A 13,924-nucleotide genomic window follows, 5' to 3' on the forward strand; every position below is an offset into this window, starting at 1 on the left:
CCGCACCCCCTGCGAGCAGTGCACCGGCCCGCGTGTCTGGCCGCCGCTCCCGAATTCAGGCTGACCCGCCGGAGGTGCAACGCGCCCTGCAACACACCGGGCGCCCCGGACTGCCGGTAGCGGCGATCGCCCGGCACGCCGGCGTCGCCCCTTCCACGCTCAAATCGCTGTTTACCGACGCCCGGCGCAGACCGGATACGCCACGCACCGTCAGCGCTGAGACAGCGGTCCGCCTGCTGGCCATCAGCCTTGACGATCTTCCGCACCGTGACCGCAGCTACGGCGGACGCTCCCCCGACGCCACGGACGCGATGCGTCACGTGCGGCGGCTCCTGGACGCGCACCCTCACCTGTCGAAGGCCGCTCTGGCCCGCGCGGCCGACATGTCGCCCACGACACTGGCCGCCACGCTGAACGACGTGGAAGCCGGCCGGCCCCGGCGGATCCAGGAAGCCGCAGCACGCCGACTGCTTGCGCTCGGCGACCGCACCCCCCTGCCCGGGCGTGCTGCGCGCCGCGGTGAACCGTCGACGCCCAGCCTGTCGTCGACCACGTCCAGAAGCTCCAGTCGCGCTATGACCGGGCCAGCATCGCGTTCATCGCGCACACCGCCCACGTCAACCCCAGCACACTGGCCTCCGCCCTCATCGGCCACGCCCGCACCGCACAACGCGGGATCAACGCGGACGTCGCCAGACGGGTTCTCGCCGTCCGTGACCTGCCCCCGCCGGCCTTCCCGCGCCATGGCCACGTCACGGACATCGGGCTCCTGCGGCGGCTGCGCGCCCGGTGCACCGCCGGCTGGACCCTTCCCGCCATTGCCCAAGCCGGGGCGGTTACATCGAAAACGCTCACCGAAATCGCGAGAACCCACACCAGCACACTTGCGGTACGGGGCGCCATCCTGGCCTCGTGAGCCCTTCTCTCCCACCGGCCGGGGCTTCTGCCCAGGCCCGACGATATGCCGCAGCCAGATCCTGGGATCCCCCACTGGCCTGGGACGAACACAGCATCGACAAGCCCGACGGCACCCGCATCCCCGGACCTCAACAGCGCTGGAACCCTCCTCTCCTCCGACACGAACTCGCCTTCTTCACCCGCTACGGCCTCAGCCACCCCGAATGCCTCCGCCGCCTCGGCCTCAGCACCCGACACACCCGCGAACTCCTCACCGCACCCCCAGCCAGCCCCCCACCACGCCACCGCCGCATGACCTCACCCAAGGTCAACAGCCATCCTCAGCTCGGCCCGCCGGCCAGGCGACGGCTGCAGGCACGCACCGGGAAACGGACCACCTTCCGCGGGAGAAAGAGCCATCGTGGAACGAGGAGCAACAGGTCACACCCCGCCACCGATCGTCGTCACACTCCCGGAAGCTCAAGCGCGGCGTCCACCGCTCTGTCCAGGCCCTCGAACGCGACATCCGGACCTGGCTCGCCGACTGGAACGAGCAACCCAGACCCTTCGTCTGGACGAAAACAGCCGACGAGATCCTCGACAAAGTCGCCGCCTACTGCCGACGAATCTCCGACTCAGATCACTAGGGCGTGAACCCCGGGGTCCTCGCTAGATCATGCCGAAGTGGCGGTCGCCTGCGACCCGAGTAGCAATTACTCAACCGACGGCCACACCATGCCCCCATTGTCTATTTTGTGAAAATCGGTACGAACAGATCGGAGAAGGTGCCTTCTCTGGCGAACATGTTCAACCCTGAATGACACATTCAAAGGCTCGTATCACGAGACGGCACGGACAGTCCCGTACGCCCAAGTCGAGGTGACCAGCGGCTGGTACTCCGAGGCTGTGCCCGGCAAGCGCGGGGCACCAGTAGCTTGGTTCGACAGAGTGCGGTACGGGCGAGGCGTGACTGCGGCTCCACGGCGGTGAAGAATCCGATGTCCCAATGCAAGACCCCTGACTACCGCACCGGCCATCGCGGCCGGCACTGGACCCACGCCCTGCGCAGCGCGCAGAGGACGGGGGCCGTCATTGTCACCGACGACACCGAAGAGCCAGTCAGCTACGCCCCCCACCACACCCGGCCCGGCCGATTCAGGCCCTGGATCACCGAGACAGGTCTCCGCTACGACAGCCGTGACGTCCACCCCGAATGGTGACCGCCGCTCGAATCGAGGCGGCCTCCGATCAGGCGGCAACGGATTGGAAAGCCGAATGCCGTGGTTCCGGCGCGTTGGTACCGCTGCAACCTGGACGACGGACGCTCGACCACCCGGCTACCTTCCCCTGGGCGCTGCTGGGGCGATCTGGATGGTTTGTCAGACCAATCTATGGCGAAGCCTGCCGGCGTCAGTGCACATGCGCCGCGAGGGGATCGACGTCTGGCGCGCCCTGCTCGAGCCTCGGCTCAAGGCCGCCACGACGCAGTGAGTTTCCGCTGGGGGTGTCATGCGGCAGGGCTCGCCGCCCGCGGCCGGAAAGTCCTCTGTGCGTCGGCATCCAGCCCGTCCGTCACTCCTGCGTGCAGGGCACCATCGAGCCGGGGCGGAGGGATGCAGTCCGGCAGGGCCGCGCGAGGGTCCCGTCAGGTTCATGGAGGAACGATGCAAGCGAGCGCCAGAGTCCTGATCTACAGCGACGACCCGAACACCCGCGCACAGGTGCGTCTCGCGGCCGGCCGTAGGCCAGCGGCAGACGTCCACCCGGTCACGTACGTCGAGTGCGCGACGATGCCCGCCGTGCTCGCGGCCCTGGAGCGGGGCGGCATCGACGTGTGCGTCCTGGACGGTGAGGCGGCCCCCATGGGCGGCATGGGCGTGTGCCGACAGATCAAGGACGAGGTCTTCCACTGCCCACCCGTCCTACTGCTGATCGGCCGCCCGCACGACGCCTGGCTGGCCACCTGGAGCCGCGCAGACGCCGCCGTCACCCTCCCCCGGTCGAACCCGTGGAGCTAGCGGCGTCCCTGGGATCCCTGCTGCGCGCACGGCTCTCGACCGAAGGGTAGGCGGCACCGTACCGCGGCATCGACCGCAGCGAGGGATGTGGGATCCGTTCAGCGACTTCGAGGACATGCGGGGCGAGATGGGCAAACTCCTGGAACGGGCCGCGACTCCCACCGCTGCCCCCGGCACCTGGATACCCATGGTCGAGGAGGACGAAGAGGAGAACGCCTACGTCGTGCGGGCCGAACTGCGTGGCATACCCGCCGAGAACATGGACATCGAAGTCGGAGGGCAACGAACTACTGATCAGCGGCGGGCTGACCGGGGAACAGCGCCAGCATCGACGCCGACCTGAGCGACGGCGTGCTCACCGTACGCATCCCGAGAACGGAGGAATCCAGGCAAGATCGAGATCGGCCAGCACGGGCAGATCACCGGCGAGGCGACCTGACCATCCCACACCGAAAACCCTGGCCCGGACCGGTCAGCTCGGCTCCGGGTTCGGGTCCTCTCCAGTACATTCTGGTCCAGGAGGCACCACATCGGCAGCCGTACTCCTCGACGAGAACCCCTTTCCCTGTCACCGCGATGCCTCGACGAACGCGGACATGCACATGCTGGCTCATGAGGGCACCACGGTTCCTTCCCGGGGCAGGCCCGCAGGCCGCCAATTTTGCGCGCGCATAGGAGGTCGTTTTCGTCTGATGTTTCATCCCGAGATGGGCTGGTCTGTCTGTGGTATTTCTGGGGTGGCGCCAGGAGATGGTGTCGTTCTCGCCGGTGAGGCGGCGAGCCGTAAGGTCGGTCATGGCGATGTGGATCACGGCTTCGGAGCGGGTGGGCAGGGTTTCGTAGTCGCGGGCCAGCCGGCGGTGGAGCATGAGCCAGCCGTAGGTCCGCTCGACCGCCCACCGTTTCGGTATCGGCGTGAATCCCCTGGTCCCGGGCTCGCGGGCGGTGATCTCCATGTCGATGCCGAGGGTGGCGGTGTGCTCGACGAGATGCTGGCGGTAGCCACCGTCGACCCAGACCTTGCGGACGCGGGGGTGTTGGGCGGCGACCTGGTCGAGCAGCGCGGTGTCGGCGATGGAGTCCTGCACACTCGCGGGGCGGTGACCTCATCGACGTCGGTGACGACGGTTCCGTGCCTGGACTGCAGTTTTCGTAAACAGCTCCCGCAGCTGCGGTTCACTGTTCGGCAGCGGTTTGTCGAACACTCTCTTGCCCGCCGGGGTGATAGCCGTGCCGTGATGCTCTCCCTTGTCCAGGCCGAGGTAGACATCGATCTCGCCTTCGTGGTGCACAAGCCCTCCTCAGCAGATTCTTCCCAGCCTCCGCTGCGGCATCAGCGTGCCGGCATCCACGACCATGATCGACAAGAGGCTCAAATCAAACCGGACCCGGAGACCGGGAACCCCGTTGCGGGGCCACGAAGAAGGTAATGGGGCTGTTCAGAATGGGTGGCGCGGGTCAGAACCGGCGTCCGGGGCAATTCCCGGAACCTGCGGGCGTGCGATGGGGACTGCGGTGGCCCACGCATCGTCCGGGGCGGTCTGCTGCGGAGGGACGGCGTGAGAGGCACGGCTCATCGCGACGGGGGCGGTCATCGAAGCCCCTACGTCGTCGACGTCAGCACCATGCGCGAGTGTCTCTCGCCCTCCGCGGCCTCCCACCGGACCATCCGCAGCCGGCCCGCCACCACCACCCGCACTCCCCAACCACGCACTCGGCCCGGCCAACTACCGCCACAGGAACGCCAGCTCCCCGTCCTGCCACACGTCCAACACCCGGTCGACACCCGCCCGGAAGCCCGAAAACCAGGGCCGGGACAGGGGTTACTTCGCCGCTTTGCGTGCTTGGTGTGACATGTGGAGTGATGGGAGTACGCACCCGATTCGGCCACAGCGATAGGGGTGCGACCATTTCAGGGTGGTCAGCCCGCGCTGGGCTACGTCGGGGTTTGCGTCGGCACCTTGGGCAGATCGACGAAAAGGTCGCTCCACATCACGCCCGCAATCAGAAGGCCAAGGAGACTGAGGCCAAGCCCTCCCCAGGCCACAGCACGCGCCCACGGCGGGGCGCTCCGGACACCGGCCAGGGCGAAGGTCACAATCAGGAGCGCGGTGAGCGCGAATGCGCCGTTAACGGCGGAGATGATGTGCCAGGCCGAGCCATAAATCTGCTCAATCTGTTCAGTGGGGCTGCCGGACGAGGCGTTGATCTGGCCGATCAGCCGCTGCCGGTCCGAGAGTACGGTGCCCACCCAGGTGCCCGTAAGCGACGCCACGCTGAGACCGGCGCCCATCACGGCGGCGGTGCCCGCCACCACCCCCGTGGACCGGTCTGCCAAACTCTCATCCTCGACATGTGCATCGTCAGCAGGCTCAACGATGGCATGCATGCCGTTGGTGGTCTTGCCGTCCGCAGTCGGGACGGATTCAGTTGTGTCGGTGATCAATTCATCGGTTGCCGCGTCGGCGTTCTTGGTCGTATTCACGACGGCATCATATGCGCAGATTCTATGGGGCTTTGCGGTGCGTGCAGCCAGGCTGCATTTCAGGTACCTTGAATTGAGTATCCACTACTCAATTCGGAAACTTGGCAAGTGGACTTCCCTACTTAGTATAGGAAGAGGGCCTTACCGCGACCCGCTTCATTCCCGACCCACCGCTCACGGGCGGTCGCCGGGCGAAGGCGTGGTCTTCGCCGCTGGGGCCTCGGGGCTGCCGCAGGTGTGCTGCGGGCAGGCCCCGAGGGAGTGGGGGTGCGTCAGTGCGTGGTGACGGCGTCGAGTGCGTTGACGATGCCGTGGCCGTAGAAGCCGTTCACCTCTGGGAACCGTTGCAGGTGGAGTCCTGGACGCCGTTGCCGCAGGAGCGCGGCGGCCGCCTGTATGCGGTCGCGGACGTCGTGGAATGCCCGGGCTGCCGGGCTGGCAGCTGTATCTGCGGGAGCGGGACGGAGCCCCCATCGGCGAGGCTCTCCTCCGCACACCCATCGACGGCGTCACGGCTCTGGAGTGGACGACGGCGCCGCGCCACCATCCCAGATCCACACGCGGCCACCGCCCTGACCTGGTCCATCGCAACTTCCAGCCCGACCCGGCAGGCCTCGACACCCGCTGGTGCGGCGACATCACCTACGTCGCCACTGACGAGGACTGGCTCTATCTGGCGACCGTCATCGACGTCGCCTCCTGACGCGTCGTCGGCTGGGTCACCGCCGACCACCTGCGAACCGAATTCGTCGCCGACGCCCTGCGGCTGCCTGCCACACCCGTCGCCCGTCCGACCCTGTGATCTTCCATTCCGATCGGGGCTGTCAATACACCGGCCGTGAACTCGCCACGCTGGCAGAGGAGTTCGGGATACGCCTGTCGGTCGGACGCACCGTCCCATGCTGGAACAACGCCCTCGCCGAATCATTCTTCTCCACTCTGAAGAACGAGCTGGGCGACACCCGCCCCTGGCCCAGCCGGGCCGCCGCCCACACCGCGATCTTCGAGTGGATCGAGAGCTGGTACAACTTGCACCGTCTCCACAGCAGCCTCGGCTACCAGTCCCGCCGAATACGAGACCGCCTCGCAACCTGACCACCACACCAAGGGTGTCCGTCAAAGCGGAACAAGCTCACCAGCAGCTTGCCATGACCGCCGTCACCCGTCTTCCCCCATGTGAGGCGAGTTATCGGGTGCGGGGTCCGCCGTGCAGGAGCACGATGGCTACCGCTGCGCCGGCGGTCGCCGCACTGAGTAGTGATGCCCAGATTCTGCCGGTGACGGCGAAGGTCACCACGCCAACCGGTCCAGCGGTGCCGAGCGAGGCCGCGACCGCCCAGGTGCGGTCCCGTGCGTCCCGGTCCGTGACCGTAATCAGGACCAAGGCCGCCAGCCACACCCCGGCGATCAGCACCGCACCGAACGTCAGCATCGCCACTTCCCGCCGAAGCCACACCAGGTGCCCAGAGGCCAGAGAATCTATCCACTATTCGCACGAAATCATAACGAAACACTACACCTCTGCATGTGCCGACCACTGCGGGGCGGGCTCGGTCAACATTCCGGGATGGCCGCAGCGCTCGCCCTCGGCTGTGGCCATCCGGATACGCCGTGCGCCGGAGCAGTGACAGGAAGCGTTCGGATAATCCCGCATCGGAGGTCGCGGGACTTCTGGGGTCTGCATGACCGCGTCCGTGATGGTGGAGATGGTCTGCTTTGACACGTCGGCGCCGTAGACCTCGGCCAGGTGAGAGGAGATCTCGCCGTGCGTGAGACCCTTCGCTGACAGCGACAGGACCATCTCGTCGACGCCGGTCAGCCGGCGCTGGTGCTTCTTCACAAGCTGCGGCTCGAAGGCGCCGCCCTCACGGTCTCGCGGGACCTGGACCACGACCGGCCCGACGTCCGTGAGCACGGTCTTCGTCCGCTTGCCGTTGGGGGAGTTGCGGCGGTTCTCCCGGCCGGATCGCGCCGCCCGCGGCACGGCCGCCTCCGCTTGCCGCACCCGCTGCTTCACCATGATCTCCCGGCGAAGCTGGCGTGAGAGTGCCCGCCCCGGCCGGCCGCCGGGGCGGGGCCCTCGCGTCCTGGCAGCCTCCCCGCAATGCGGGGAGCAAGCGGCGAACTACTACGCCGACCCGCCGCCCGCGCCGCCGCAGTCGGCCTGCTGCCGGTCCCCGTCCGTGCCCGTGCCGCGCTGCTCGCCGCTCCGCCCGCACCGGCGCCCGGTCGACGGCGACCTCGAGTTCGTCGGGCGCCTCGCCCAGGCCGACCCGGGCGCCACGACCGCGCTCGCCGCGTGGCTCGACAACGCGTCCGCGGTGAAGGGCGGCACGGCGTGAGCGCGGCGGACGAGGTGGTGATGGCCACCTGGAGCGAGCACAGCGACATCGGCCACCACTACGAGAACCTGCTCGCCGACGGCCAGGTCATCTCCTGGACCGAGCCACCCTTCGGCGAGACGCTCTACCCGGGCGACGACAACCCGGACTACACCCCGAACCGCGACTGCCCGCGCGTCCCGCCAGTTCTGCATGGAGTGCGCCGGCCGCACCCCCTGCGAGCAGTGCACCGGCCCGCGTGTCTGGCCGCCGCTCCCGAATTCAGGCTGACCCGCCGGAGGTGCAACGCGCCCTGCAACACGGGCTGCGACACACCGGGCGCAACAGCCCGTGTTGCGGGTCTGCTTGCGGCAACGCGCCAGCCCCAAGGTGAACGCCCGTGTTGCACCATGCGTTGCACCCCTTCGCCAGGCCATGCTCCTGGAGCATGTCACGCTGACAGAGCGTGAGCGTGACACCGGCCGTCGCGCTCCCCGGAAAAGTGTCACGCCGCCTCTAATCCATCCTCATATGTCCGCTTCCTGGAGTCCGTAGGCCCTCCATGCGGGTTTCGCTGGCGGAGCATGACACATAAGAGTTGAACCCCCGCCCTTGGCGAGCAGTACGGAATGTAGTCGCGACTGCCCGGAGGGGGTCCTGGGCAGCCGGACCGGATTGGGCGGATCGGCGCCCGGTGAACCGCCCCGGCGATACCGTGGTGACACACGCCAGAGAGAAGCCCCCAGGAGCCCCGGATGAGCCAGCAGCCGGCCCCCGCGCCCGCCCGCCAGCCCCTCGACGAGCATGCCGCCGACTCGGTCCGCGCGTACGCGGCCGACCAGCGCGCGAAGGTCGACGTCCTCGCCTCGGTCCTGGAGGACATCGCCGCCAACGGCTACCCCTCGCCCGAGTCCGGTGTGCCGTGGGAGACCGCCCGCGACGCCCACCTCGCCCGCCTCGCGGACGAGCAGCCGCGTGTCGCCTGAGCACGGTGCGCGCCGCTCGCGCGTCATCATGGTCGAGCCCGCGCTCACCCAACTGGCGAAGCTCACCGCGAGCGAGACGCACCGCCTGGACCGCGCGATCGTCGCCATCAGCGTCAACCCGGAGCTCGGCACCGAGGTGCCCGGCACCCTGCTGCGCGACTACACGGACGAGGTCGACGGAGTCCGCGTCATCTACTTCGTCACCGCTTTGAAGACCATCACGATCGTGGCGTACGTCGAAGCCTGAGCAGCATGTAGCAGCGCCCCGGACCCGACCAGGTCCGGGGCTGCCGCGTCTTCCGCATGAGGTGCTGCTGCCGGTGATCCGGGTGCCGGAGAGTGATGACATTCGAAAGCCGGCCCCAGGCGCCGCAAGGGTGCTGCTCAGGTAGCAGGCCGTGCTGCACAGGGCAGCGGGGCCGTGTAGCAAACGGCCGTTCGTCTGCTGCGCGGCCCCGCTGCGACCGGTCAGTCGGTGGTTCACCGCCGAACAGGCTCGCACCGCCCTGCGAGAAGTCCGCCGGGGCCGTGGGTAACCCGGGAGGCCCGGTAGGCGTTGAACCCGCGTGACCACGAAGATACGGATCACGCCCCACGTCGGTGCCCAGCGCACCAGAAGTGAAACGGTTCCGCGCCCCGAGCTGGAGCCGATCTTCACCGAGCTGGCCGCGCGGTGGGCCGGCGACGGCCGGGCCGTGCCCGGCCGGGCGGATGAGGAGTGGACACTCCTCGCCCGCCGCTACCCCTGGCCTCGATTGTGGGTGCGTAGCCCTGGTCAGAATCGAGCCGGGAGGGCCACGAACTGGCCGCGCCCACAGCGCGGCAGGAGGCCGCCGACCGGACGCGGTGCTGGGCGACCGCGGCTACGGCCACGACACGTGCCGCGCGCGGCTCGTCTGTGCCTCGGCGTGAACCGCTGATCGCCGGCTGTGGCACCGAGCACGGCTCCAGCCGGGGCGCGTAACGCTGGGTGGCGGAGCGCTCCTTTGCCCATCTGTGCTGGTTCCGCCGCCTTTCGGATCCGCGGGGAGATCCGCGAAGCCTTCCTCACCCCGGATGCGTACTCATCTGCTGGTGATGCCTGAAGTCATTCCGACAGGCGTTTAAGGCTGGAGCTGCGCCTCAAGGACTGTGGGCTGCCTGCCGGGGAGATGCGGCGTTTGCTCCAAGCCCTCTGCCCCTTGGGGCTGGCGTCACCAGAACCCCGCAGGGATGCCTCACGGCGTTCCGGGCGGGTGACCGGCGGCAGGGGCGCGTGCGGCTGGCGGATTTCCTGGATTCGCGGCGCTCTCGGTTGGTGTGGGGGGCAACGTGACGAGCCTGATCACAGGGGCCTGTGGAGCGGCGGCACTCGGCCTGGGGTGAACCGTTGCCGGCGCAGGCTGATCTGAGGCCGGTCCTGGCCGCGGTCTCGATGATCGACTGGATTCCGAGTAGGGGTTACTCAGTACCAATTAAGGCATATCGCCCCAAATAATACTAATGCTTGCTTCCTTGGGTTTACGCACTGGAGTCAGAGTTATGATCGATGCCCCCCTGGAGATGCTGGAAAAGGCCTCCCTCTACGCAGATCGCCATGTAGGGCTGACGGAAGAGGAGTCGGGCCGGGTGGCCGCATACCTTGGGTATCCGTCGCAGTCTTGCGTGTCTGAGGAAGCGGTACCGGATGCCATTCGCGAAGGTGCGCCTCCGGGCGTTCCGGATCCGGCGGATGAACAGGCTGTGCTGCGGGAGCTTGCCGGTCTGGCTGCCCTCAATAAGCGCATGGTGAACATGATCGGGCAGGGGTACTACAGTACGTTCACGCCGCCTGTGATCGCGCGGAATGTCCTGGAGAATCCCAGCTGGTATACCGCCTACACGCCGTACCAGCCTGAGATCTCGCAGGGACGCCTGGAAGCGCTGATGAACTTCCAGACGATGATCACGGATCTGACCGGGCTGCCAGTGGCGAACGCATCCCTCCTGGATGAGGGGACCGCCGCTGCCGAAGCGATGATGGTGCTGCACCGGGCAGCGCAGAGCCAGAGCCGGCGTTTCGTCGTGGACGAGGACTGCCTGCCCCAGACGATCGAAGTGGTCCGCACGAGGGCGGAGGCGCTGGGTATAGAGGTACTCGTGCGTGACCTGGCGTCGGGCCTGCCGGAGGAAAGCTTCTACGGCGTACTGCTGCAGTACCCGGGCGCCAGCGGCGTGGTGCGCGGCCTTGAAACCACCATCACGCGTGCACACCGCCGCGGTGCCAGGGTGGCGGTGGCCGCCGACCCGCTCAGCCTGGTCATCCTCACCGCACCCGGTGCCATGGGAGCCGACGTGGTCGTCGGGAGCACTCAGCGTTTCGGATGTCCGCTCGGCTTCGGCGGGCCCCACGCGGGCTATATCGCCCTGAAGGCCGATCTGCGCAGGCAGATGCCCGGCCGTCTGGTGGGTGTGTCGGTCGATGCGGACGGCCGCGAGGCCTATCGACTCGCACTGCAGACACGGGAGCAGCACATCCGGCGAGAGAAGGCCACGAGCAACATCTGTACCGCCGCGGTGCTCTCCGCTGTGATCGCCGGGATGTACGCCGTCTATCACGGCCCCGAGGGTCTGCGCGCGATCGCGCACCGCGTCCATCGTTACGCCAGGGTGCTGGCTGCCGGGCTTTCCGCTGGAGGAATCGGACTCGTCCACGACCGGTTCTTCGACACCGTGCTGGCGAAAGTGCCCGGACGGGCCCGGCAGGTCGTGCAGGCCGCTGCCGGCCGGGGCATCAATCTCAGGGCGGTGGGCGAGGACCGCGTGAGTATCTCCTGCGACGAAGTCACCCGGCGGGAGCACCTTGAGCAGGTGTGGGCCGCCTTCGGGGTGGCCGGAGACGACATTGACGTCCTCGACGGCAGCGTCCGCGCTGCCGAGTCTCCGTGCCCGCTGCGGGAGGATGTCATCCTCGCCCACCCGGTGTTCCATGAACACCGTACGGAAACCGGCATGCTCCGGTACCTGAAAGCCCTCGCGGATAGGGACTACGCCCTGGACCGAGGCATGATCCCGCTCGGCTCTTGCACCATGAAGATGACTCCGGCCGCGGCCATGATGCCCGTCACCTGGCCGGAGTTCGCGGACATCCATCCTTTCGCCCCCGCTGGGCAGACCGAAGGGTACCGTGAGCTCATCCGACAGCTGCAGCGGTGGCTGGGCGAGATCACGGGCTACGACGCGGTATCCCTGCAGCCCAACTCCGGAGCGCAGGGCGAATACGCTGGTCTGCTGGCCATCCGGAAGTATCTGGCGGCCCAGGGGCAGTCCCGCCGCGACATCTGCCTGATGCCCGAAAGCGCCCACGGAACCAACGCGGCCAGCGCGGCAATGGCAGGTATGCGCGTCGTGGTGATTTCCTGTGACGACGACGGCAACGTGGCCTTGGACGACCTCGCCGCCAAACTCGAGCGGCACCGCGACGAAGCAGCGGTGCTGATGGTCACCTACCCTTCGACACACGGACTGTTCGAAGAGTCCATCACGCAGATCTGCGCGCTCGCCCACAACGCCGGCGCTCAGGTGTACCTCGATGGCGCTAACCTCAACGCCCTTGTGGGTTTGGCCCGTCCGGGCAAGTTCGGCGCGGACGTCTCCCATGTCAATATCCACAAGACCTTCGGCAGCCCGCACGGCGGCGGCGGCCCGGGCATCGGACCCCTGTGCGTACGCAGCCACCTGGCCCCGTACCTTCCCGGCCACCCCGAGGCACCGCACGCTGGGCCCGCCGGCGGGACGGGACCTGTCGCGGCCGCGCCGTGGGGATCGGCCGGCATCCTTCCGGTCTCCTGGGCCTACATCAGGCTCATGGGCGCTGACGGGCTGCGGAAAGCAACCCAGAGGGCCATCCTGAACGCCAACTACATAGCCCGGCGCCTCGAGCCCCACTACCCCATTCTCTACACCGGCCCGCACGGCCTGGTCGCCCACGAATGCATCGTCGACATACGCCCGATCACCCGCAGCACAGGCATCAGCGTGACGGACATCGCCAAACGGCTGGCCGACTACGGGTTCCATGCCCCCACTGTCTCGTTCCCGGTTGCGGGCACACTGATGATAGAACCGACAGAATCAGAGAACCTCGGTGAACTGGACCGCTTCTGCACAGCCATGATCGCGATCCGGGAAGAGATCGGCAGAGTCGCCAACGGCGAGTGGCCGCGGCACGACAACCCGCTGCACAACGCACCCCACACCGCAGAATCACTCACCGGTCCCTGGCCGCACCCGTATTCACGCGAAGAAGCGGTGTTCCCTCTGCCATACCTGCGCCAGGCCAAGTACTGGCCTGCCGCCCGCCGTTTGAACGACGCGTACGGCGACCGTAACCTCATCTGCTCCTGCCCTGCCGTGCGGGACCACGAGCTGCGCTCCGCCCAGCCAGACCCCCAGCCCGCACCCCTCCTGATCCGGGCCTGAAACGGTGCCAGGCCCCCAGACCACCGCTGCCGACGCAGGGCGACTGCGGGAACCCGGGTGTAAACGGACTCCCCCGTACGCATCGCCGGGTCTGCTGGCCCCGCGTTCAGTGGCAGGCGGTTCAGCAAACCCGGCCGGGTCCCGCGTCCGGCCCGGGCCGGACGGTCCCGGAGAACAGGATGCGGCCCTGGCCGTCGCTGATCGTGGTCTTGATCGTATCTGCTTGCACCCCAACGAACGCACACCAACCCGGTCTGCCCACTTGCGCGCGGTGGACATGGGTCTCCATCCCGTCGGCCCTGAACGTGACCTCGCCTGGAAGTACCGAACCGGCTCTTCCCGGCGGGACCTGCCCGACGAGCTCCGCTCGTTCCAGGGCCGCCCGGAAACGGCTAATCAGGCGGGCCGTGGACGGCAGCTGGGAACGCGTCCTCGCCGTGGTCCTGGCAGCGGCCGAGGGCACTGCCGACATCGGCTGGACCGTGTCGGCGGACTCCACCATCTGCCAGGCTCCCCAGCACGGCGCCGGAAGTAGGGAAAAGCGGCGCCAGGCCGGGCCGAACCCGACGACCACGCGCTCGGACGCTCACGCCACGGCCTGGGCAACTCGCCGTGGGGTTCGGCATCGGAGAGGCGACCGTGTTCCGCTACATACGCGAAGCGATCGAGGTGCTGGCCGCCCGAGCAATGCTCAGGACTTGTGGATCGGCCTGGGGCGAGGTGCCTTGTGAGACACGGAGGGCGTACCTTCCCGGGTGATCGACTCATGGTCACCGA

The 13,924-nt window shown here is 68.0% G+C and carries 10 protein-coding genes and 6 pseudogenes; 11 read left to right on the forward strand and 5 right to left on the reverse strand.

The window, feature by feature from the left end:
* Nucleotides 1-1,376 precede the first annotated feature (1,376 nt).
* From ACIGXE_RS36820 to ACIGXE_RS36835, 4 genes and pseudogenes are all read left to right on the forward strand, one after another.
* Nucleotides 1,377-1,544: pseudogene (locus ACIGXE_RS36820) on the forward strand (IS630 family transposase); the annotation flags it as partial.
* A gap of 351 nt (nucleotides 1,545-1,895) precedes the next feature.
* On the forward strand, nucleotides 1,896-2,117 hold the full coding sequence (locus ACIGXE_RS36825; protein ID WP_399754495.1) for a hypothetical protein: 222 nt from the start codon (nucleotides 1,896-1,898) through the stop codon (nucleotides 2,115-2,117).
* 444 nt (nucleotides 2,118-2,561) lie between these two features.
* A pseudogene (locus ACIGXE_RS36830) lies at nucleotides 2,562-2,965 on the forward strand (hypothetical protein).
* Nucleotides 2,966-3,000: 35 nt separating this feature from the next.
* Nucleotides 3,001-3,258, forward strand: a complete 258-nt coding sequence (locus ACIGXE_RS36835; RefSeq protein WP_399754497.1) for a hypothetical protein — start codon at nucleotides 3,001-3,003, stop codon at nucleotides 3,256-3,258.
* 379 nt (nucleotides 3,259-3,637) lie between these two features.
* Here ACIGXE_RS36835 and ACIGXE_RS36840 read toward each other — a convergent pair.
* The 3 genes and pseudogenes from ACIGXE_RS36840 to ACIGXE_RS36850 all read right to left on the reverse strand — a co-directional run.
* A pseudogene (locus ACIGXE_RS36840) lies at nucleotides 3,638-4,009 on the reverse strand (transposase); the annotation flags it as partial.
* 11 nt (nucleotides 4,010-4,020) lie between these two features.
* Nucleotides 4,021-4,207: pseudogene (locus ACIGXE_RS36845) on the reverse strand (transposase); the annotation flags it as partial.
* A 644-nt stretch (nucleotides 4,208-4,851) separates the two neighbouring features.
* Nucleotides 4,852-5,400, reverse strand: a complete 549-nt coding sequence (locus ACIGXE_RS36850; protein ID WP_399754498.1) for a hypothetical protein — start codon at nucleotides 5,398-5,400, stop codon at nucleotides 4,852-4,854.
* A 418-nt stretch (nucleotides 5,401-5,818) separates the two neighbouring features.
* On the opposite strand from ACIGXE_RS36850, the gene ACIGXE_RS36855 reads away from it, so the two are divergent.
* Nucleotides 5,819-6,103, forward strand: a complete 285-nt coding sequence (locus ACIGXE_RS36855) for a hypothetical protein (protein ID WP_399754500.1) — start codon at nucleotides 5,819-5,821, stop codon at nucleotides 6,101-6,103.
* 95 nt (nucleotides 6,104-6,198) lie between these two features.
* Nucleotides 6,199-6,495, forward strand: coding sequence for an integrase core domain-containing protein (locus tag ACIGXE_RS36860; protein WP_399754502.1), 297 nt, complete (start codon nucleotides 6,199-6,201; stop codon nucleotides 6,493-6,495).
* 91 nt (nucleotides 6,496-6,586) lie between these two features.
* Here ACIGXE_RS36860 and ACIGXE_RS36865 read toward each other — a convergent pair whose 3' ends face one another.
* On the reverse strand, nucleotides 6,587-6,832 hold the full coding sequence (locus ACIGXE_RS36865; protein WP_399754504.1) for a hypothetical protein: 246 nt from the start codon (nucleotides 6,830-6,832) through the stop codon (nucleotides 6,587-6,589).
* Nucleotides 6,833-7,078: 246 nt separating this feature from the next.
* A pseudogene (locus tag ACIGXE_RS36870) lies at nucleotides 7,079-7,405 on the reverse strand (transposase); the annotation flags it as partial.
* 178 nt (nucleotides 7,406-7,583) lie between these two features.
* On the opposite strand from ACIGXE_RS36870, the gene ACIGXE_RS36875 reads away from it, so the two are divergent.
* The 5 genes and pseudogenes from ACIGXE_RS36875 to ACIGXE_RS36895 all read left to right on the forward strand — a co-directional run.
* Nucleotides 7,584-7,742, forward strand: coding sequence for a hypothetical protein (locus tag ACIGXE_RS36875; RefSeq protein WP_399754505.1), 159 nt, complete (start codon nucleotides 7,584-7,586; stop codon nucleotides 7,740-7,742).
* Nucleotides 7,743-8,476: 734 nt separating this feature from the next.
* Nucleotides 8,477-8,707 (forward strand): hypothetical protein, encoded by a 231-nt coding sequence (locus ACIGXE_RS36880; protein WP_398712889.1) that lies wholly within the window; start codon nucleotides 8,477-8,479, stop codon nucleotides 8,705-8,707.
* Nucleotides 8,697-8,954: a hypothetical protein gene (locus tag ACIGXE_RS36885; RefSeq protein WP_399754507.1), complete on the forward strand. Its 258-nt coding sequence runs from the start codon at nucleotides 8,697-8,699 to the stop codon at nucleotides 8,952-8,954. The genes ACIGXE_RS36880 and ACIGXE_RS36885 overlap by 11 nt, the downstream gene beginning before the upstream one ends.
* A 1,274-nt stretch (nucleotides 8,955-10,228) precedes the next feature.
* Complete coding sequence (gcvP, locus tag ACIGXE_RS36890; RefSeq protein WP_399754510.1) at nucleotides 10,229-13,147, forward strand: aminomethyl-transferring glycine dehydrogenase; 2,919 nt, start codon at nucleotides 10,229-10,231, stop codon at nucleotides 13,145-13,147.
* A 603-nt stretch (nucleotides 13,148-13,750) separates the two neighbouring features.
* Nucleotides 13,751-13,834: pseudogene (locus ACIGXE_RS36895) on the forward strand (IS5/IS1182 family transposase); the annotation flags it as partial.
* Between the last annotated feature and the right edge of the window lie 90 nt (nucleotides 13,835-13,924).

Source organism: Streptomyces sp. NPDC053431, from assembly GCF_044544925.1.
GTDB lineage: Bacteria > Actinomycetota > Actinomycetes > Streptomycetales > Streptomycetaceae > Streptomyces.